Origin of the sequence: Pseudomonas sp., assembly GCF_030147005.1 — a bacterium.
Lineage (GTDB): Bacteria > Pseudomonadota > Gammaproteobacteria > Pseudomonadales > Pseudomonadaceae > Aquipseudomonas.
On record NZ_JASLAW010000017.1, the window covers coordinates 1 to 18,963 of the forward strand.

Annotated in this window: 18 protein-coding genes; all 18 read right to left on the minus strand. The window is 61.5% G+C overall.

Annotation, left to right across the window (positions count from 1 at the left end; all coding sequences use genetic code 11):
* Positions 1-412 precede the first annotated feature (412 nt).
* On the minus strand, positions 413-1,696 hold the full coding sequence (locus Q1V60_RS01005) for a flagellar hook-length control protein FliK (RefSeq protein WP_300626809.1): 1,284 nt from the start codon (positions 1,694-1,696) through the stop codon (positions 413-415).
* 106 nt (positions 1,697-1,802) lie between these two features.
* Positions 1,803-2,147 (minus strand): Hpt domain-containing protein, encoded by a 345-nt coding sequence (locus Q1V60_RS01010; protein ID WP_300626810.1) that lies wholly within the window; start codon positions 2,145-2,147, stop codon positions 1,803-1,805.
* Between the two features lie 30 nt (positions 2,148-2,177).
* Entirely contained in the window at positions 2,178-3,896 is a 1,719-nt protein-coding gene (locus tag Q1V60_RS01015) for a fused response regulator/phosphatase (RefSeq protein ID WP_300626811.1), read from the minus strand.
* Positions 3,893-4,198 carry an STAS domain-containing protein gene (locus Q1V60_RS01020; protein ID WP_300626812.1) on the minus strand — a complete coding sequence of 102 codons (306 nt, stop codon included), beginning with the start codon at positions 4,196-4,198 and terminating at the stop codon, positions 3,893-3,895. The genes Q1V60_RS01015 and Q1V60_RS01020 overlap by 4 nt, the downstream gene beginning before the upstream one ends.
* A gap of 132 nt (positions 4,199-4,330) precedes the next feature.
* Complete coding sequence (fliJ, locus tag Q1V60_RS01025; protein ID WP_300626813.1) at positions 4,331-4,780, minus strand: flagellar export protein FliJ; 450 nt, start codon at positions 4,778-4,780, stop codon at positions 4,331-4,333.
* A gap of 3 nt (positions 4,781-4,783) precedes the next feature.
* Entirely contained in the window at positions 4,784-6,142 is a 1,359-nt protein-coding gene (gene fliI, locus Q1V60_RS01030; RefSeq protein WP_300626814.1) for a flagellar protein export ATPase FliI, read from the minus strand.
* Positions 6,132-6,899 carry a flagellar assembly protein FliH gene (fliH, locus tag Q1V60_RS01035; RefSeq protein ID WP_300626815.1) on the minus strand — a complete coding sequence of 256 codons (768 nt, stop codon included), beginning with the start codon at positions 6,897-6,899 and terminating at the stop codon, positions 6,132-6,134. Before fliH ends, fliI begins: the two co-directional genes overlap by 11 nt.
* A gap of 10 nt (positions 6,900-6,909) precedes the next feature.
* Entirely contained in the window at positions 6,910-7,926 is a 1,017-nt protein-coding gene (fliG, locus tag Q1V60_RS01040) for a flagellar motor switch protein FliG (protein WP_300626816.1), read from the minus strand.
* On the minus strand, positions 7,919-9,691 hold the full coding sequence (gene fliF / locus Q1V60_RS01045) for a flagellar basal-body MS-ring/collar protein FliF (protein ID WP_300626817.1): 1,773 nt from the start codon (positions 9,689-9,691) through the stop codon (positions 7,919-7,921). Before fliF ends, fliG begins: the two co-directional genes overlap by 8 nt.
* Positions 9,692-9,707: 16 nt before the next feature.
* Entirely contained in the window at positions 9,708-10,037 is a 330-nt protein-coding gene (gene fliE, locus Q1V60_RS01050; protein ID WP_034117087.1) for a flagellar hook-basal body complex protein FliE, read from the minus strand.
* A 261-nt stretch (positions 10,038-10,298) separates the two neighbouring features.
* A complete protein-coding gene (locus Q1V60_RS01055) occupies positions 10,299-11,675 on the minus strand; it encodes a sigma-54 dependent transcriptional regulator (protein ID WP_300626818.1) in 1,377 nt (458 codons plus the stop codon).
* A 7-nt stretch (positions 11,676-11,682) separates the two neighbouring features.
* Entirely contained in the window at positions 11,683-12,894 is a 1,212-nt protein-coding gene (locus tag Q1V60_RS01060; protein ID WP_300626834.1) for an ATP-binding protein, read from the minus strand.
* A 110-nt stretch (positions 12,895-13,004) separates the two neighbouring features.
* Entirely contained in the window at positions 13,005-14,480 is a 1,476-nt protein-coding gene (locus tag Q1V60_RS01065; RefSeq protein WP_300626819.1) for a sigma-54 dependent transcriptional regulator, read from the minus strand.
* A gap of 171 nt (positions 14,481-14,651) precedes the next feature.
* Positions 14,652-14,948: a flagellar protein FliT gene (locus Q1V60_RS01070; RefSeq protein ID WP_300626835.1), complete on the minus strand. Its 297-nt coding sequence runs from the start codon at positions 14,946-14,948 to the stop codon at positions 14,652-14,654.
* A 25-nt stretch (positions 14,949-14,973) separates the two neighbouring features.
* Entirely contained in the window at positions 14,974-15,378 is a 405-nt protein-coding gene (fliS, locus tag Q1V60_RS01075) for a flagellar export chaperone FliS (RefSeq protein WP_300626820.1), read from the minus strand.
* Positions 15,379-15,518: 140 nt separating this feature from the next.
* Positions 15,519-16,928, minus strand: coding sequence for a flagellar filament capping protein FliD (gene fliD, locus Q1V60_RS01080; RefSeq protein ID WP_300626821.1), 1,410 nt, complete (start codon positions 16,926-16,928; stop codon positions 15,519-15,521).
* Between the two features lie 81 nt (positions 16,929-17,009).
* Complete coding sequence (locus Q1V60_RS01085) at positions 17,010-17,360, minus strand: flagellar protein FlaG (RefSeq protein WP_300626822.1); 351 nt, start codon at positions 17,358-17,360, stop codon at positions 17,010-17,012.
* 74 nt (positions 17,361-17,434) lie between these two features.
* On the minus strand, positions 17,435-18,850 hold the full coding sequence (locus Q1V60_RS01090) for a flagellin (RefSeq protein ID WP_300626823.1): 1,416 nt from the start codon (positions 18,848-18,850) through the stop codon (positions 17,435-17,437).
* Positions 18,851-18,963 lie beyond the last annotated feature (113 nt).

Sequence of the window (18,963 nt, forward strand, 5' to 3'; positions counted from 1 at the left end):
GGCGAGGGAGCTTGCTCCCGCTGGACTGCGTAGCAGTCCCATTTTTGGGGCCGCTTCGCGCCCCAACGGGAGCAAGCTCCCTCGCCACAGGTCGCAGGTTTTTCTGCTTTAGCGCTTAACTGACCGGCATTAGGGCTTGCCCCCGATGGCAGTGTGTCAGTCTCAATATCCTTAACTGATCCACCGTAATCGGGGGCAAGCCCCAATGCCAGTCAGTTAATGAAGAGCGCTGTACTGTGGCGAGGGCGCTTGCTCCCGCTGGACTGCGCAGCAGTGCCATTTTCTGGGGCCGCTTCGCGGCCCAGCGAGAGCAAGCGCCCTCGCCACAGGTGAACGGTTGTCCGCTCTAGCGCCTAACTGACCGGTATTGGGGCAAGCTCCCTACCACGTTTTGGCCTGTGTACGACTGGAGTCAGGCGTAATAGTCGACCGCGCTGGAGCCGATCACGGTTGAGGTCACGGGCGCTGCAGCTTCCGCCACGTCAAGGTGATTGCCGGTGTCGGCGTTATCGCCACGCCGACCGCCACCGCTCACGCCCCGCGCCTGGCTCTGCTGTTGCTGCTGCTCCTGCCCCCGGGACTGGTCGGACACATTCACATCCACCTGCCCCATGCCCTGTTGGGCGAACATCTCGCGCAAGCGGCCGGACTGGCTTTCCAGCGCTTCACGCACCACCGCATGGCCGCTCATGAAACTCACTTGGGCCTGCTGATCGGGCGTCATGTTGACTTTGATATCCAGACGCCCCAGTTCGGCCGGCTGCAGCTGGATTTCGGCCGACTTGAGGTTGGCGCTGGAAAGGTACATCACGCGGTTGACCACTTCTTCGGTCCAGCCGCTCTGGTGCATGGCCAGCGGAGCGTTGGTGACCGGCGGCAAAGCGTTGACGGTTTTCGGCGTGGCGGCCTGGGTCAGCGCGGCGAGGCGGTTGGCGAAGTCATCCACGCGGGTGTCGCTGTCGGCGTTTTTGAGGTCCTTGAGGCCATCATCGATCAGCGCGCCGAAGGCGGTGTCGCCGCCCTGGTCGGTGCTGTCCTTGGTGGCTTGTTGGTCAACCATCGTGGCCAGGCCGGACGCGAAGTTCTGCGCGGCGCTCGGTTGATCCTGGAGGTTGGCTGGCGCGGCTTTCTGCGGCGTCTGGCTGGCGGGCGACACATGGCCGCCCTGCTCCATCGCCAAACGTACGGCGGGCATCGCATCCAGGGGGTCGGCTTCGGGGTCGAAGGCCGGTTGCCTGGCCTGATCGATCACCGCGACGGGGGCGGCAGCGACCGGTTGCGGCTTGCCATCCTCCACCGCCGCCGCAGCGACTGGCGTTTCCACCGGGACGGCGATGGGTGTGAGCGTGGCGATCAACGCGGGGTCGACCACAGGCTCTGCCGGCACCTCTTGCGCCAGGGACGGGTCGGCGGGGGCCTCTTCGTCGGCCTTGGCCGGCTTGGCAGGCAAGGCATTGCCGCTATCGGCAACCGCCGGCGTACTGGCGGCAGATTTGTCATCGGCCGCTGTCGGCGCCGACTTGGCTGGGGTGTCGTTGGGTTTCAAGCCAGGCTTGGCGCCTTGGTTGGCGAACACTTGAGCGAAGCCAGGGCCCTTGTCCCGTTGGTCCGCAGCCGCTACCGCAGGGGTGGCGGCAGGCGCTTGAGGCTTGGCCGCGGGGGCAGCCTGAAGGAGCGAATTGGGGGCGACTGGCATAGGTAAAGGTCTCCACTGCATGGGATCGGGGATGCAGTATCGGGAGATATAGCAAGAGCCGGGCCAAGTCACTCAGCAGGCAGATAAAACGCGGATTAAAGGTAATTCAAAGACTGAAGCGCTCACGCTCCGACTCATACAGCGGCCGAACCAACGCGAACTCATGATCAATCTGATCGACCAGTGCGCCTAAATCGGATGCGGGCTCAACGGACTCAGACTCCAACCGCTCACACAATTGCGCCAACCGCAGCGCGCCAAGGTTGCCACTGCTGCCCTTGAAGCTGTGGGCTATGCGCCCCAGCGCCTTGGCATCGTCGCGAGCCTTGCGCAACGCGGTCACGCGCTCCTGGGAGTCATGCAGGAAGGTATCCAGCAACTTGGGGTACTCGCCCTCCATCACCTCTTGCAAATCCGACAACACCGTCGGGTCCAGATGTATATCAGCCACTTGTTCGCTCCTTGATCAAGAATCGACGGATTATGCCAGAGCCTTCCAGCAAAACTCCACGCAGACGCTGCGCCCGCCATCGGACCAGCGCACATCGCTGCTCAGTTGACGCACCAGGCTCAAGCCGCGGCCGGACAAACGGTCAGCATCCAATGGCCGCGCCAGCACCTCGTCAATGTCGAAACCCGGCCCGCTGTCTTCGACCTGCAAGGTCATCTTGCCGCCCGTTGCCGTCGGGGTCACCTGCACGTGCACCCGGATATGACCGCTGTTCAATTGCGCCAGCCGCTCATTGCGCAGGCGATAATACTGCGCAAACCCGTCGGCATCCCGCTTGAGCTGCGAATCCAGGCCCAGCACGCCATGCTCGAGGGCATTGGCATACAACTCGGCCATCACCGTGTAGAGCGCACCGCTCTGCTCACGCAGGCCGTGGATCTCCAACAATAATTGCAGCAGATACGGCAAGGGGTTGTAGCGCCTGAGCGTCTGCGCGCGAAATTCGAAACTCACCGACCAATTGAGCGGGCACGACTGGCCGCTGTCGGAGTACATCGGCTCAGCCACGCGCAGCGGTTGGCCGGACAGCAAAGTGATTTCAACCATGCTGACGTCGTCCCGTGCCTCACCGCGAAACGCCGCCAGCGCCTGCTCGATGTCCTCGAACAAGCGGTCGGGCTCGCGGTTGGCGGCAAACACCTGCTGCAAACGCTCGGCGCCGAACAGCTGGTCATTGGCGTCGGCGGTGTCCAGCACACCATCGGAGAGCAGAAACACCCGGTCGCCCAGGGCCATGGGCCAGACTTCGGTGCTGTCATCGAATGCCTGGGCCGACAACACGCCCAACGGCAGATGCCGCGACATCAACGGCGTGCGCTTGCCGCTGGCGACCTCATGCACATAGCCCTCGGGCATGCCACCGTTCCACACCTCCACCACGCGCCGCTCGGTGCTCAGGCACAACAGCGTGGCGCAGCAGAACATGTCCACCGGGAGGATGCGCTTGAGCTTGGCGTTCATCTCGCGCAGGGTCTGCGCCAGCCCATAGCCCTTGGCGGTCATGCCATAAAACACTTCGGCCAGGGGCATGGCACCAATGGCCGCCGGCAGGCCGTGGCCGGTGAAATCGCCGAGCAATACGTGCATGTCGCCGGACGGCGTATACGCGGCCAGCAGCAAGTCACCATTGAACAGCGCATAAGGCGATTGCAGGTAGCGGATATTCGGCGCCGCGTTGATGCACCCCGAATGCGCAACCTTGTCGAACACCGCCTTGGCGGCGCGCTGCTCAAGCAACAGGTAGTCATGGTGCCGGGCGATCTGGTCACGCTGCTGCAACACCGTGGCTTGCAGGCGCCGCAGGCGGTCCATGGCGTTGATCTTGGCGGCCAGAATCACCGGGTTATAGGGTTTGGGCAGAAAGTCATCGCCGCCGGCATCCAGGCACTCGGCCAGGGCGGCACTTTCGCGCAGGGAGGTCAGAAAGATAACGGGGACCAGTTGCTCCCCCGCCAGCTGCTTGATCCACCGCGCCGCGAGAAACCCGTCCATCACCGGCATCATGGCGTCCATCAGCACCAGCTGCGGACGCTCGCGCGCGAAGGTTTCAACAGCTTCCTCGCCATTGGTCGCGGTGAGCACGTGATGCCCCTGGCGCCGCACAATGGTCGACAACAACAGCAAGTCGGCGGCACTGTCTTCGGCAATCAGGATGGTCAGCGGCTCGGATAAGGGGGCCAGGACTCTCACGAGATATCGAACAGCTTGTCGAAATTGGAGATGGCGAGGATCTTGCGCACGTCAGGGTTGCTGTTGATCACGCCGACATCCGACTCATCGCCCCCCGCATGGTCCCTCAGCAACAGCAGCATCCCCAGGGCCGAGCTGTCCATATAAGTGGTTTCTTTGAGGTCGACGACATACGCCTGCGGCACCTCGTAGAAACGCTCATAAGCCTCGCGAAACGCCTGGTGGCTGCCGAAATCGAACCGACCCTTGATGGCGATCGTCAACTTCTTCCCATCCAGGGATACATCTGACTCGATAGACATGTGACTGCTTCCTTGTCGTTGGCACTAAACACAAGGTGTAGCAGGTGAACCCGATCTGGGCAACACAGCAAATCGTGAAGGGGTCGCCCCCGGCGTTGTGCAGGCACCTTGCGGGCACGCCTGCGCCCACCTTTAGTCCTGCGTTTGGCGGGGAAGGCGCTGGGACAGTTCATCGAGCAGCTTCTGCTCACGCTTGTCCTCAAGGGCCCGCGCTTCATCGAGGTAGCGCTGCACCAGCTTGCGCAACCCTTCGACGCGGGCGAATGCCGCTTGCCAGCTTTCACGCGCTTTATCGAGGTTGTTCTGGTGCCAGGCCAGGCTCTGACGCTGTTGGCCGACGGCGGTTTCCAGCTGATTGAGAAAGCCCTGATACCCCATCAACCATTGGCCCGACACGCCCTTGCCGCCGCGTTCGATCCATTGCTGCTGGTATTCGCTGCGAAAGCGCTCGAGGTCGCCCAGCTTGCTTTCGGCCAGGCGTACCTGGCCCTGGAAATAGCCCAGGCGCTGCACGGCGGTTTTTTCGGCCTTTTCGGCCATTTCCACCACCGGGGCCAGGCGCGCGGCGCGGCTGTTGGCCATGGGTTAGCCGCCTGGCGCGGGGGCGAAGATGGACTGCAGATGCGCTTCGCTTTCGCCCATGCTGATCTTGTCGCTCAGCCCCTGGCGCAGGTAAGTCACCAATTGCGGTTGCAGAGCAATGGCCAGGTCGGTCTCGCGGTCGCCACCGGCCACGTAGGCACCGACGCTGATCAGGTCGCGGCTCTGCTGATAACGTGACCACAGCTGCTTGAAGTACTGCGCGCGCGCCATGTGCTCCGGCGTGACCACCGCCGGCATCACCCGGCTGATGGACGCTTCGATATCGATGGCCGGGTAGTGCCCTTCTTCCGCCAGGCGCCGCGACAGCACGATATGCCCATCGAGCACGCCCCGCGCCGAGTCGGCAATCGGGTCCTGCTGGTCATCGCCTTCGGACAGCACGGTGTAGAACGCGGTGATCGAGCCCCCACCGGCCTCGGCATTACCGGCCCGCTCCACCAATTTTGGCAGCTTGGCGAACACCGACGGCGGGTAACCCTTGGTCGCCGGGGGCTCACCGATGGCCAGGGCGATCTCGCGCTGGGCCTGGGCAAAACGAGTGAGCGAGTCCATCAGCAACAGGACGTTCTTGCCCTTGTCGCGAAAATATTCGGCGATGCGCGTGCAGTACATCGCCGCACGCAAGCGCATCAGCGGTGCGTCATCGGCCGGCGAGGCGACCACCACCGAGCGCTTGAGGCCTTCTTCACCGAGGCTGTGTTCAATGAATTCCTTGACCTCGCGGCCACGCTCGCCGATCAGCCCGACCACGATGATGTCGGCCTCGGTAAAGCGCGTCATCATGCCCAGCAACACCGATTTACCCACACCGGTACCGGCGAACAGGCCCAGGCGCTGGCCGCGACCGACCGTCAATAAACCGTTGATGCTGCGAATGCCCACGTCCAGCGGCACGCTGATGGGGTTTCGGTTGAGCGGGTTGATGGTGGGGCCATCCATCGGCACCCAGTCCTCGGCCTTCACGCCGCCTTTGCCATCCAGCGCGCGACCGGCGCCATCGAGTACGCGGCCAAGCATGCTCATGCCCATTGGCAAGCGCCCGGTGTCTGCCAGGGGCACTACGCGGGCACCGGGGGCGATGCCGGCGAGGCTGCCCACCGGCATCAGGAAAATCTTGTTGCCGGAAAAGCCCATTACTTCGGCTTCGACCTGCACCGGATGGTAGCTGTCGTCGTTGATCACCATGCAGCGGCTGCCCATGGCGGCACGCAAACCCTCGGCTTCAAGGGTCAGGCCGACCATGCGCAGCAGGCGCCCTTCAAGGATCGGCTGGCCCGGCAATTGGGTAGCCTCGGCGTAGCCACCCAAGCGCTTGGCGAAGCTGGTGCGATCAAGGCGCATCGGTGGCGTCCAGGTCAACGCTCAGGTCAGGCTCGGCCGGATGCAGCGACTGTTCATGGGATTGGTCGAGCAGCTTGGTCATGATCTGGCTGATGCGGGTTTCCACCGTGGCATCGATCCGGCTGTGTTCGGTCTCGACGCGGCAACCGCCCGGCAGCAGCGCGGCGTCCTCGACGATGCGCCAGGTTTCTTCATGGCGCTCGCGCAAGGCTTTGACCTGCTCGAAATCCTGCGGGTTGATGTACAGCCGCACATTGCCGACACCCAGTGGCAGCAGCTTGAGGGCTTCGCGCATCACGCTTTCGATCTGGCTGGAATCCAGCGCCAGTTCACGCTGGATCACTTGGCGCGTGATGTGCTGCACCAGGCCGACCATGGTTTTTTCCAGCTGCGCATCCTGTTCGGCGATGGGGTCGAACAGGTTGCCCATCAAGCGCTCAAGGCTCGCCAATTTGGCGCTGAGGGCCTGCTCGGCTTCCTGGCGGACCTTGAGGGTGGTGCTGCGAAAGCCGTCTTTTTCACCGGCCGTGAAGCCTTCGTTGTAAGCCTCCTGGCGGATGCTTTCCAACTCTTCAAGGGTCAGCGGCTGGACTTCTTCCAGCGGCACTTCTTCCATCTGCGCCGGTGGTGGTTCCTCCACCGGTTCCGGCTCTGGTTCGGGCACGTGGGGGTCGAAGCTGGGCAACGACCAGATGTCGAACCCGCCGACATCCCGCGCGCGAATCAGATCGCTGGGCGTCTCATCTTTGTTCGACATGCTGGGCGCCTTAAATCATTTCTTCGCCGCCCTTCCCACCGAGAACGATTTCTCCGGCTTCGGCCATACGGCGGGCAATGGTGAGAATTTCTTTTTGCGCGGTTTCCACGTCGCTGACGCGCACCGGGCCCTTGGCTTCCAGGTCGTCGCGCAACAGTTCGGAAGCGCGCTTGGACATGTTCTTGAAGATCTTCTCCTGCACGTTCTCGTCCGAGCCCTTGAGGGCCAGCACCAATACGTCGGAGGACACTTCGCGCAACAACGCCTGGATGCCACGGTCGTCGACATCGGCAAGGTTGTTGAACACGAACATCAGGTCTTCGATCTGGCCGGACAAGGTGTCGTCGATCTCGCGGATCGAGTCCATCAACTGGCCTTCGACCGAGCTGTCGAGGAAGTTCATGATGTCGGCCGCACGCTTGATGCCGCCCAGGGTGGTACGCGAGGCATTCGAGTTGCCCGAGAATTGCTTCTCGAGAATCGTGTTGAGTTCTTTGAGTGCCGCCGGCTGCACGGTGTTCAGCGACGAGACGCGCAGGATGATGTCCAGGCGCACTTTATGGTCGAAGTGGCCCAGCACTTCACCGGCCTGGTCCGGGTCCAGATAGGCCACGACGATGGCCTGGATCTGCGGGTGTTCGTAGCGGATCACGTCGGCGACCGCGCGCGGCTCCATCCACTTCAGGCTGTCGAGGCCACTGGTGTTGCCGCCCAGCAGGATGCGGTCGATCAGGCCGTTGGCCTTGTCTTCGCCCAAGGCCGAGGTGAGCATTTTGCGGATATAGCTGTCGGAGCCGACGCCCAGGCTGGTCTGGTCGCCGACGATCTCGACGAACTCGCTCATCACCTGTTCGACTTGCTCGCGGTGCACATTGCGCATTTGCGCCATGGCCACGCCTACGCGCTGGACCTCTTTGGGCCCCATGTGGCGCAGCACTTGGGCAGCATCGGTTTCGCCCAGCGACAGCAGCAACACGGCGGCTTTGTCGACACGGGAGAGCTTGGCCACAGCGACTCGATCATTCATCAGCGTTAATCCACTCTTTCACGACCTGGGCCACACGGCCCGGGTCTTCTGCCACCAGACTCTTGATTGCGTTCAACTGAGCGTCATAGCCTTCGCTCGGGCTTGGCAACAGGATGCTTTGCGGCCCGCCCAGGCTGACCCGGTCGTTGGCCAGCTCGCCGTCCAGGCCACCCATGCCGCCCAATTCGACGTCGCTGCCGGCCAGGGCCAGTTGCTTCTTGCCATGGCCGGTGATGTTGTTGAGCACCGGACGCAGCACGCCGAACACCAGCACCAGGATGAACAACACCCCCAGCACTTGCTTAAGGATGTCCCAGAACCACGGCTGGGTGTAGAAGGCCGGGTCGGCAAGCACTTCGCCGCGTTCGGCGGAGAACGGCATGTTGATCACGCTGACGCTGTCGCCACGGCTGGCGTCGAAGCCGACGGCGTCCTGCACCAGGCGGGTGAAGCGCGCCAATTCATCGGCGGTCCATGGCGCACGGGTGACGGCACCGTCAGCGGCGTCGACCTTGACCTGGTCATCGACCACCACCGACACCGACAGGCGATTGATCTTGCCCTGCTGCTGCTTGGTGTGGCTGATGGAGCGGTCGAGCTCGAAGTTCTTGGTGGACTGGTTACGCTTGTCCGCCGGGTATGGCGCGAGCATCGGCTGGCCGGTGGCCGGGTCCATGATCTGCTGACCGTTGGCGTCCAGCAGCGGTTGACCCGCGGCAATCGCGCCGGCGGTGGCAGCGGCGCCGCCGGTGGTCTGCGGTGCGGAAGCCGGCGACGGTGGCTGGTTGCTCAAGGCACCGGGCACACCTTGCGGGCCATTGCTGGCGGTGCGTTGTTCGCTGGTGGACTGCTCGCTGCGCAGGGCCGGCTGGTCCGGATTGAATTGCTCGGAGGTCGATTCGACCGCGCTGAAGTCCACGTCGGCGGACACTTCAGCCTTGTAGCGGTCGTTGCCCAGTACCGGTTGCAGGATGTTATGCACGCGCTGGGTGAGCATGCTTTCCATGCGACGGCTGTAGTCGAACTGCTTGCCGGCCTGGGTCAGCGCGGAGTTTTCGGCCATGTCGGACAGCAGGTTGCCCTTCTGGTCGACCACGGTGATTTGCGACTTGCTCAACTCGGGAACGCTGGTGGCCACCAGGTTGACGATCGCCAACACCTGGCCAGGCTCCAGGGAGCGGCCGGAAAACAGTTCGACCAGTACCGAGGCGCTTGGCTTGCGCTCATCACGCACGAACACCGAGCTTTTCGGAATCGCCAGGTGCACACGGGCACCCTTGACGTTATTCAGGCTGGAGATGGTACGCGCCAGCTCGCCTTCCAGGCCGCGACGGTAGCGGGTGGCTTCCATGAACTGGCTGGTACCCAGGCCCTGGTCCTTGTCGAGAATCTCAAAACCGATGTTGCTGTCGGACGGCGTGACGCCGGCAGCCGCCAGCTTCATGCGCGCACGCGCCACATCATCGGCCTTGACCAGCAAGGCGCCGGAGTTGGGTTCCACGGTGTAGGCGATGTCGGCGGCGGCGAGGGTTTCCATGATCTGCTTGGAATCCATGCCCGCCAGGCTGCCGTACAGCGGCCGGTAATCAGGTTGCTGCGACCACAGCACCACGGCAAAACCAATCGCCACGCTGGCAGCCAGGCCGACCATCAGGCCCACCTGACGCAACATGGTCATTTCGGAGAGGTTTTCCAGGAACGACAGGCCAAACAGCGGCGGCTTGCCGTCTGTCTTGGCGGGTACGTTGTCGACTGCTTCTGCCATGACTTAAATCTCGCCCTTAAACCGGCATCTGCATGATGTCTTGATAAGCCTGAACCAGCTTGTTGCGCACTTGGGTCAAGGCCTGGAAGGAGACACTGGCCTTTTGCGAGGCGACCATCACGTCGGTGAGGTCCACGCCGCTTTTACCGATCTCGAACGCCGTCGCCAACTGGCTGGAAGCCTGCTGGGTATCACTGACTTTATTGATTGCCTGACCGAGCATGTCGGCGAAACTGCTTTGGCCCAATTCCGGCGCAGACGCGACAGATTTCGGTTGAGCCATGGCATCCATCTGCATGGAGCGCATATCCAACATCAACCGATTGAACTCAATACCCTGGCTCATGAACTTCTCTCTCCGACGACCCGCAATTTTTTGACACTACGCAGCGGTTACCAGGGGGAGGTGCAACAAGGGTGCCAGCTCTGAAGCAACTCGTAAGAAAAGGCGACAAAGATTGTCGACTTTGTTACCGCACGTTTTTTTGTAGGAGCGAGCCTGCTCGCGAAACACTCATGGACGCCGCGAACATCCAGGAAGCACGCGTTATCGTTGACGTTTTTCGCGAGCAAGCTCGCTCCTACAAAAAACGGCATTGGCGCGAAATCAGGTGGCGAACAGATACGCTTCCACATCCATCCCGGCGTCGCGCATCTGCGCCAGCTTATAGCGCAGGGTGCGCGGGCTGATGCCGAGGCGCTCGGCCGCTTCCTTGCGGCGGCCGCGCTCGGCGCGCAGGGTGTCGATGATCATCTGGAATTCACGGCGGCGCAGGTCATCGCCCAGGGCGCCGGCCGATTCTGTGTCGGCGAGGATGGGTGCCGGCGCCAGACTCGGCAACGGCGCTACACCGTTGCCCATGGCCAGGCAGAAATCCTGGGGCTGGATCAGGCCGCCCTGCTGCAGGATCAGCGCGCGCTGGATCGCATTGTCCAGCTCGCGCACATTGCCGGGCCATGGATAAGCGACCAGGCAGGCCTGGGCCTCAGCCGAGAGCCGCGCCTGGGCGTGCTTCATTTTTTTGACGTGGTTGTTCAGCAGGCGCTCGGCCAGGGGAATGATATCCGCCGGGCGTTCGCGCAACGGGCGCCAGGCCAGCGGGAACACCGACAGGCGGTAGAACAAGTCTTCACGAAACCGCCCCGCTGCCACTTCTGCGGCCAGGTCGCGGTTGGTGGTGGCGACCACGCGGATATCCAACTGGATCGGCTTGCGCGCGCCCACCCGCTCCACTTCGCGCTCCTGCAACACGCGCAGCAACTTGGCTTGCAGGCCCAGGGGCATTTCCGAAATTTCGTCGAGCAGAATGGTGCCGCCGTCGGCCTGTTCAAACTTGCCAGCCTGGGCCGCGATGGCGCCGGTGAACGAGCCCTTCTCATGGCCGAACAGGGTGGCTTCGAGCATATTGTCCGGAATCGCCGCGCAGTTGATCGCGATAAACGGTTGCTGGGCCCGACTGGATTGCTGGTGGATATAACGCGCCAACACTTCCTTGCCGGTGCCGGACTCGCCCGAGATCAATACGGTGGAATCGCTGCGCGCCACACGGGCCGCCAGCTCCAGTAACTGCGCACTGGCCGGTTCGAAGGCAATCGGACCGTCGCCCTCCGCCACCGGGATGACGCCCAGCGCGTGCCGCGCCACCAACTCGATCAACGCCTTGGGCTCGAACGGCTTGACCAGATAGTCCGCCGCGCCCTGGCGCATGGCGTCCACGGCCCGCTCCACGGCGCCATGAGCGGTCATCAGCAGCACCGGCAATTGCGGCTGGCGCGCGCGCAACAGGCCGAGCAATTGGTGGCCGTCCATGCCGGGCATGTTCACATCGCTGACCACCAGGCTGAAGGTTTCCCGCTCAACCGCCTCCAAGGCCTCCTCGGCAGAGCCGACCGCGCGGTAGTCATGGCCCGCCAACAGCAGCGTGTCAGCCAATGCTTCACGCAAGGCGCGATCGTCTTCAACCAACAAAACCTTGATAGTCATGATCCTTTTACTCCGCGCTTGCCGCGCTGGAAAACAGCGGCAAGGTCATCAATGCACAGGTGCCGCGGCCCAACCGGGAGCGCAACTGCAATTCTCCCTGATGTGCACGCGCCACTGCCTTGACCACGGTCAGGCCCAGGCCGGTGCCGTTGGTCTTGGTGGTAAAAAAAGGTTCGCCCAAGCGTTGCAGCACGTCCGGCGCTATGCCGCTGCCACTGTCGCTGATGCACAGGCGCAGGGTTTGCCCACGGCTATACAGGTGCACCTTGAGGCGCGCACTCGGGCCGCTGGCCTGGGTGGCGTTTTCGATCAGATTGAGCAGCGCGCCGACCAGGGTGTCGCGATTGCACAGCAACTCGCCGTGGTGGCTGTCGCACTGCCAGCGCAGGCTGGCGCCCTCGATATGCGTGGCCGCTGCCGCTTGCAGGGCCTGCATCAAGCCGGCCGGGGTGAGGCGGTCGGTCAACGGCAACTCGCCGCGGGCAAACACCAGCATGTCGCGCACTTGATGCTCCAACTCGTGCAGACGCTCTTTCAGGCGCCCGGCAAAGCGCTGGTGGGTGGCCGCCGGCAATTGCTCATCAGTCAAATGACTGGCGTAGATCAACGCCGCCGACAGCGGCGTGCGGATCTGATGCGCCAGGGAAGCGACCATCCGCCCCAACGACGACAAACGTTCATGACGCGCCAGTTGGTCTTGCAGGTGACGGGTTTCCGTCAGGTCGTTGAGCAGCACCAGTTGACCCGGTTCGGCATCCAAAGATCGGGTGGCGATGGACAGGCGACGCCCGTCTTTAAGGGACACTTCGTGGCCGTCATCATCACGCGGCGCGAAGCAGCGGGTGATGACGTGGCGCCACAGCTCGCCTTCCAGAGGCAGACCGAGCAGGTCGCAGGCTGCCGGGTTGGCTTCGCGCACACGGCCCTGGTCATCGATGACGATCACGCCACCGGGCAACAGCGAGAGCAAATTCTGCAGGCGGTTGGCCAAGCGTTCTTTTTCCGCCAATTCCTGCATGCGCTGGGCGCTGACCACCGCGAGTTCGCCTTTAAGCTCGGACACCCGGGCTTCAAGCAGACTGTAGGAATCGGTCAGTTGGTTCGACATCTGGCTGAACTGCGAGAACGCCTGTTCCAGACCCTGGCGGATCGGCGGTTCTACAGGCGAAACCAGCCCCTGGATGGCAGGGGCCGGCAATACTTGGGCGGCGTGGGGCATCATGCTCTCTCGCTTGGCTGACCGTCAGTTAAACGGAACGTTACGAGGGCTATAGCAATACCCGTGCCGAAAAAAAACCGGCTAAAAATCAATCAGTTGAAAAACAGGCGTCAATCATCCGCCTGTTCGTCACCTTCTTTGCGGCTCATACCGTACTTGCGCATCTTTTCCACCAGGGTGGTACGGCGGATGCGCAGACGCTCGGCGGCACGCGCGACGATGCCGTTGGCGTCGTCCAACGCCTGTTGGATCAGGCCTTGTTCCAGGTTGCCGAGGTAGTCCTTCAAATCGAGGCCTTCCGGCGGCAACATGGCCGTGGTACCGAAGTCCGGGCTATGGCCGTTGATCGCCACGCGCTCTTCCATGTCACTGCGCAGGCTGTCGACCATCTGCTCGTCTTCGTCGTCGACGTAGCGAAATTTCTTCGGCAATTCGACCACGCCGATCACCCCATAGGGGTGCATGATCGCCATGCGTTCCACCAGGTTGGCCAGCTCGCGAACGTTGCCCGGCCAGGCGTGGCGGCACAGCGACATGATTGCGGCAGAGTTGAAACGGATGGAGCCGCGTTTTTCATGCTCCATGCGCGAGATCAGTTCGTTCATCAACAGCGGGATGTCTTCCACGCGCTCACGCAGCGGCGCCATCTCGATAGGGAATACGTTGAGGCGGTAGTACAGGTCTTCGCGGAAGCTGCCGACCTCGATCATGCTTTCGAGGTTCTTGTGGGTGGCGGCGATGATGCGCACATCCACGCTCTGGGTCTTGTTGCTGCCCACGCGCTCGAAGGTGCGCTCCTGCAACACGCGCAGCAACTTGACCTGCATCGGCAGCGGCATGTCGCCGATCTCATCGAGAAACAGCGTGCCGCCATTGGCCAGCTCGAAGCGCCCGGCACGGCTGGTGATCGCGCCGGTAAAGGCGCCCTTCTCGTGGCCGAACAATTCGCTTTCCAGCAGCTCTGCCGGGATCGCCCCGCAGTTGACCGGCACGAAGGGTCCGTCGCGGCGCTTGGAATGATAGTGCAGGTTGCGCGCAACCACTTCCTTGCCGGTGCCGGACTCGCCCAGGATCAGCACGCTGGCGTCGGTGTCGGCCACTTGCTGCATCATCTGGCGCACGTGCTGGATCGCCCGGCTGGTGCCGACGAGGCTGCGAAACAGGTTGGGTTCACGGTGGCGGCCGCGCTCGCGGGCCTGGTCGTACATCTCGCGATAGACCTGGGCGCGGTGCAGGGAATCGAGCAATTTGCTGTAGCTGGGCGGCATTTCCAGGGTGGAAAGCACCCGGCGGCGCTGGTCTTCAGGCAGGTCGACAGAAGAAATATCGCCCATCAGTAACACCGGAAGGAACTCATCCCAGGTTGACAGTGTCTTTAACAAGCCCAAAACAGCGCCAGGAGCGTTTACCGTCCCGATAAGCACACAAATGACGTCACGGCTCGACGCCAACGAGCTGACCGCCTGCTGCCAATCGTGGCTACCGCAGGGCAAATTTTCTTCACCGAGAAAATTTAAAATCACCGCTAAATCGCGGCGGCGAACGCTATCGTCATCGATCAGCAGAATTCTGGTTTCACGCCACATGCAATAGCAACTTCCCTAGTAAAACTTCCTGCCCAGGAATTACGGGCAATCAAGACGTCTGTAAGATTTATTACTTAATAGACGTCTGAAATCTGAATACAGCACTAGTTAAGTCAAAAATGTTGGCACAGTCAAATATATGACGCGCCGTTCGGACTAACCGCGCCCCTATCAGCCGAACAGATGGTAAACCTTTGACGCATTTTTCGCTTGGTTGATCTGCGACATCTCTTCGAAAATCGCCTGGCGCTCGCCGGTCGTCACCTCAAGCAGCTGCTGGTAAACCGCCAACAGACTCTCCAGCTTTTCCCGCAACGCACTTTCGTCCACCGGCGCTTCGCTGAGCACGTCATCAATCACGTTGCGACAGCCCAGGTCCAGTTCACCGATAGCGTCCCAGTTACGCTCCGCCAGCGCGCCTATCAGCGCCTCACGGGTTTCATCAATGCGTTGCAGTGCGTGGCTCATGACGTGTTCCTCAAGGCCGATGGCCTTATTGTGCGGCGCCTTGGGGTGCAGCGATGGCATCCCAGCCTTCCTTGACGGTAATCAGCAGTTTGGCGACTTCGTCGATCATGTCGGCGTCGTTGTGCAGATTGGCTTCCATCAGGCGGTTGGTCATGTAGACGTACAGCCCTTCCAACTGCTGCACATATTCCTTGTTGCCGCCCTTTTCGGCATCCAGGCCATCACGCAGACCAATCAGGATGTCGGTGGCCTTGCCCACCATCAGCCCCTTCTGGGCGATGTCGCCGCGCGCCAGCGCGCCTTTGGCCTGGGCCATACGGTCAAGCCCGCCCTCCATCAGCATCTGCACCAGGCGATGCGGGCTGGCTTCAGAGATTTGCGCGTGGGAATTGACCTTCTGGTATTGGCGAAGGGCTCTCATGGGATTCATGTTTCTACCTCGTGACAGGCAACAGCGAGAAGGGTTGCAGTAACCATTATGTCGACGTAATCGCAAAAAACTTTAACCCGCCGGCCTTGGAAAAAACAAAGCCCAGGTCAACCGACCCGGGCTTTTTCATGCGCATTCAATCAGCTGTCGCTGCTTTGCGATTTACTGATCGCATTGAGCGTACCGAGGATGCTGTTGCTCTGCTGGCGCAACTGCGCCACCAGGGTATCCATGGCGGTGTATTTGCGCGTCAGGGCATCCTGCAGGGTGGTCAGGCGCTCATCCAGAGAGGTCTGTTGCTTGGTCAGATCCTTCAGGCTGTCGGCCAGCGACGTGGTGCGCGTCGCCAGGATCCCCGTGGTGGGCTTGGCATAGGCGTCGGTCGCAGCCGTCAGGCGCGCCAGCAGACCGGTCTTGCCGCTGAAGATACTGTTGATATCCGCAGGATTGCTCAGTACCGCCTTGTCCCACTGCTTGCTGTCAATGCTTAGTGCACCGGTGTCCTGGTCGGTCGTGACGCCAAACTGCGCCAGGGACTTCAAGGTGCCGTTCCCGGACAGCGCGTTGAACTCGTTGCGAATCGCCCCCTGCAAGGTGCGCATGGTCGAGTCGCCAGTCAGGGTCGCCGCGATGGAGTTACCGGCGGCATCCTTGGTTACCTTGGTCTCGGCGTTCATGGCCTTGAGCAAAGCGTTATAGGTGTCGACGAAACCCTTGACCCCGGACTTCAGGGAGGTGGCGCTGGTGGACACGGAAATGGTCACCGCCGTGCGATCCGGATTTTCTTTATTCGGATCGTTGGCAAGAACGGTCGGCGAGACGCTGAGCAGCTTGATGCTCACGCCACTCACCGCATCAGTAATGCTGTTGGTCTTGGATTCGGCAGCAATACTATCAATGGTGTACTTGGCATTCTGCGGAGGAGTCACCACGGTATAGCCGGTATCCACCCCCGAGTTACCCGACATGGTCAAGTCCGAACCGACCCCGGCGTTGGTGGACGTCAGGATCAGGCGCGAACCGTTGGAGTCCGTCAGGATGTTCGCGCTCAGGCCGGCCGTGCCGAACTGTGAGTTGATCGAGTCACGCACCTGTTGCAGCGTCGCACCCGCCGGCACGCTCAAGTCGAAGTTCTTGCCCGACTGGCTGATCGTCAGCTTCGTTGCGCTGGTGGTGTTATTCACCACGGTCGACGCGCCACCGGCAAAACTTTTGGTCGACAGCTTCGAAGGCGTTGCCAACTGATTGACCACCAGCGAGAAGCTGCCGTTGGCGGCGCCCGGGTTGGCCGTCATGGTGGCGACCTTTTCATCCGAAGAGCTACCGCTCAGGCCAGTAAAGCTGTTGTCGGTGCTCATGCTGGTCAGCGCACCACGAAAGGCGTCCAGGGCAGCCTGGATCTTGCCGATCGAAGAAAGCTGGGTGGTCGCCTTCTGCGACTGGAGGTTGATCTGCGCCTGTTTCGGCGCACGCTCGGCATCCACCAGGGATTTCACAATCGCCTGGGTGTCGAAGCCCGACCCCACGCCAGTAATCGTTGTACCCGCCATCATCATTCTCCTGTTGCGGTGGCTGCCGTTATCTTGACGAACAACGCTTCAAGACCTGACAGCAACAAGTTTCATGCCAGCTCAAGCCTTGTCGTCAAACAACACATGACTGGCGCTGGACAAGCTTTGCGCCAGCTTCAACGCGGTTTCCGAGGGGATCTGGCGGATGACTTCACCGGTATCGGTGGCAATCACCTTGACCACAACCCTGTGGGTGGAATCGTCAATGGAAAAATCCAGATTGCGCTGGGCCGCTTGTACGAATTCTTTAATATCGGTGACCGCTTTTTCCAGATCGCCCTTCTGGGACTTATCTGCGGCTGGCGCGGCCGGCTCAACCTTGCTCTTGTCTTTGTCGGCAACCACAGGCGCCATGGAGGCTTGAACGGCCTGCGGCGGATAAGACAAGTTCAGCTTCACATTCATGTCCATGTCCAATCTCCTCTGACTGGAAAAGACGAAAGGGCACGTAAACGCGCCCTTCCGTCAGTCACCAAGCGCTGTGATTACTGAAGCAGCTTCAGTACAGCGGATGGCAGCTGGTTAGCCTGCGACAGGATCGCAGTGGAAGCCGACTGCAGGGTTTGCTGCTTGGTCAGTTCGGCGGCTTCGGAAGCGAAGTCGACGTCCTGGATGGTGCTACGAGCAGCGGTGGTGTTTTTCTGGATGTTGGACAGGTTGTCTACAGTGCTGGTCAGACGGTTCTGTACAGCGCCCAGGCCCGAACGGGAGCTGGAGATGGTAGCGATGGCCTGGTCGATCACGGAAACAGCGTTCTGAGCCTTGGTGGCGTCGGTCACGTCGGTCTGCGATACGGAGGTCTTGGCCGAGGCAGCGGAAGTCGCGGCACCGAATACACCCGTCACACCGGCACCTTCCAGGGAGTAGCCCTTGGAAGAGTTCAAGGTGACAGCACCGGTAGCGATAACGCCATCGGCCAGGGCAACACCGGCACCGTAGGCACCGGAACCGTCTTTGGTAGCAACTTCGATGGTGCCGGCAGCAGTCGAAGCGCTGAAGGCCAGGCTCTCACCGGTGTCGGATTTAACCGACAGAGTGCCTTTGGATTCATCGTAGTTAACGCTGATACCCAGTTTGGCCGAGTTCGACTTCAGTTGGTCAGCCAGGTTGGCAGTGCTGCTCACACCAATGAACGTGGTGGCTTGGCCGCCAACGGTCATGGTGAACGAAGCTGGCGCTGCGGCTGCGCCTGCGGCAACAGTGAACTGAGCTTCAGTGCTGGCGGTAGCGCTCAGGCCACCGACGGCGCCATTGAGCTGTGCCGCGATGGTCTTGGCGGAAGCAGCAGCTGCGATGTTGACAGTTTTAGTCTCGCCGTTACCGGTGACAGCAATGTCGCCACCTGCAACACCAGCACCTGGAGCGACGCCCAAGCTTTTGATCTGCTGCGAACCGATGTTGTTGGCTGCAACGTTGTCCAGGCTCAGGTTGATGGTTTCGTTAGCGTTGGCGCCAACCTGGATAGCTTTGGTACCGTACGAACCGTCCAGCAGCTTCTGGCCACCGAAAGTGGTGGTTTGCGAGATACGGGTCAGTTCCGAAGTCAGAGCCTGGTATTCGTCGTTGTTCGACTTACGGTCGTCGGTGCTCAGGGAGCCGGTAGCCGAAGACAGGGCCAGGGTACGCATTTTTTGCAGAATGTCGGTCGAAGCCTGCATTGCGCCTTCAGCGGTTTGCGCGATGGAGATACCATCGTTGGCGTTCTTGACTGCTTGACCCAGGCCATTGATCTGGCTGGTCATACGGTTGGAGATACCCAGGCCAGCTGCGTCGTCTTTAGCGCTGTTGATACGCAGGCCGGAAGACAGGCGCTGCATGGAAGTGGCCAGGGCGCCGCCGGCTTTGTTCAGGTTGCCCTGAGTAGTGATGGAAGCAATGTTGGTGTTTACTGTTAAAGCCATGACGAAATCCTCGATGGATGGATACTGCGGCTTCCGGCCCTGGCAACCGCCGGGTGTGGCCTGAGAACCTACGTAATAGTTATCGTCGTGGTAGCCGGTTGCTTGAGGGTTTT

Bases quoted from the DNA above. Each gene is read 5' to 3' on its own strand.
- fliD (WP_300626821.1), bottom strand. From the start codon at position 16,928: ATGGCGGGTACAACGATTACTGGCGTGGGGTCGGGCTTCGACACCCAG.
- fliH (WP_300626815.1), bottom strand. From the start codon at position 6,899: ATGTCGAACAAAGATGAGACGCCCAGCGATCTGATTCGCGCGCGGGAT.
- Q1V60_RS01020 (WP_300626812.1), bottom strand. From the start codon at position 4,198: ATGTCTATCGAGTCAGATGTATCCCTGGATGGGAAGAAGTTGACGATC.
- Q1V60_RS01005 (WP_300626809.1), bottom strand. From the start codon at position 1,696: ATGCCAGTCGCCCCCAATTCGCTCCTTCAGGCTGCCCCCGCGGCCAAG.
- Q1V60_RS01070 (WP_300626835.1), bottom strand. From the start codon at position 14,948: ATGAGCCACGCACTGCAACGCATTGATGAAACCCGTGAGGCGCTGATA.
- fliS (WP_300626820.1), bottom strand. From the start codon at position 15,378: ATGAATCCCATGAGAGCCCTTCGCCAATACCAGAAGGTCAATTCCCAC.
- fliF (WP_300626817.1), bottom strand. From the start codon at position 9,691: ATGGCAGAAGCAGTCGACAACGTACCCGCCAAGACAGACGGCAAGCCG.
- Q1V60_RS01085 (WP_300626822.1), bottom strand. From the start codon at position 17,360: ATGGACATGAATGTGAAGCTGAACTTGTCTTATCCGCCGCAGGCCGTT.
- fliJ (WP_300626813.1), bottom strand. From the start codon at position 4,780: ATGGCCAACAGCCGCGCCGCGCGCCTGGCCCCGGTGGTGGAAATGGCC.
- Q1V60_RS01065 (WP_300626819.1), bottom strand. From the start codon at position 14,480: ATGTGGCGTGAAACCAGAATTCTGCTGATCGATGACGATAGCGTTCGC.
- fliI (WP_300626814.1), bottom strand. From the start codon at position 6,142: ATGCGCCTTGATCGCACCAGCTTCGCCAAGCGCTTGGGTGGCTACGCC.
- Q1V60_RS01055 (WP_300626818.1), bottom strand. From the start codon at position 11,675: ATGACTATCAAGGTTTTGTTGGTTGAAGACGATCGCGCCTTGCGTGAA.
- fliE (WP_034117087.1), bottom strand. From the start codon at position 10,037: ATGAGCCAGGGTATTGAGTTCAATCGGTTGATGTTGGATATGCGCTCC.
- Q1V60_RS01090 (WP_300626823.1), bottom strand. From the start codon at position 18,850: ATGGCTTTAACAGTAAACACCAACATTGCTTCCATCACTACTCAGGGC.
- fliG (WP_300626816.1), bottom strand. From the start codon at position 7,926: ATGAATGATCGAGTCGCTGTGGCCAAGCTCTCCCGTGTCGACAAAGCC.
- Q1V60_RS01060 (WP_300626834.1), bottom strand. From the start codon at position 12,894: ATGCCCCACGCCGCCCAAGTATTGCCGGCCCCTGCCATCCAGGGGCTG.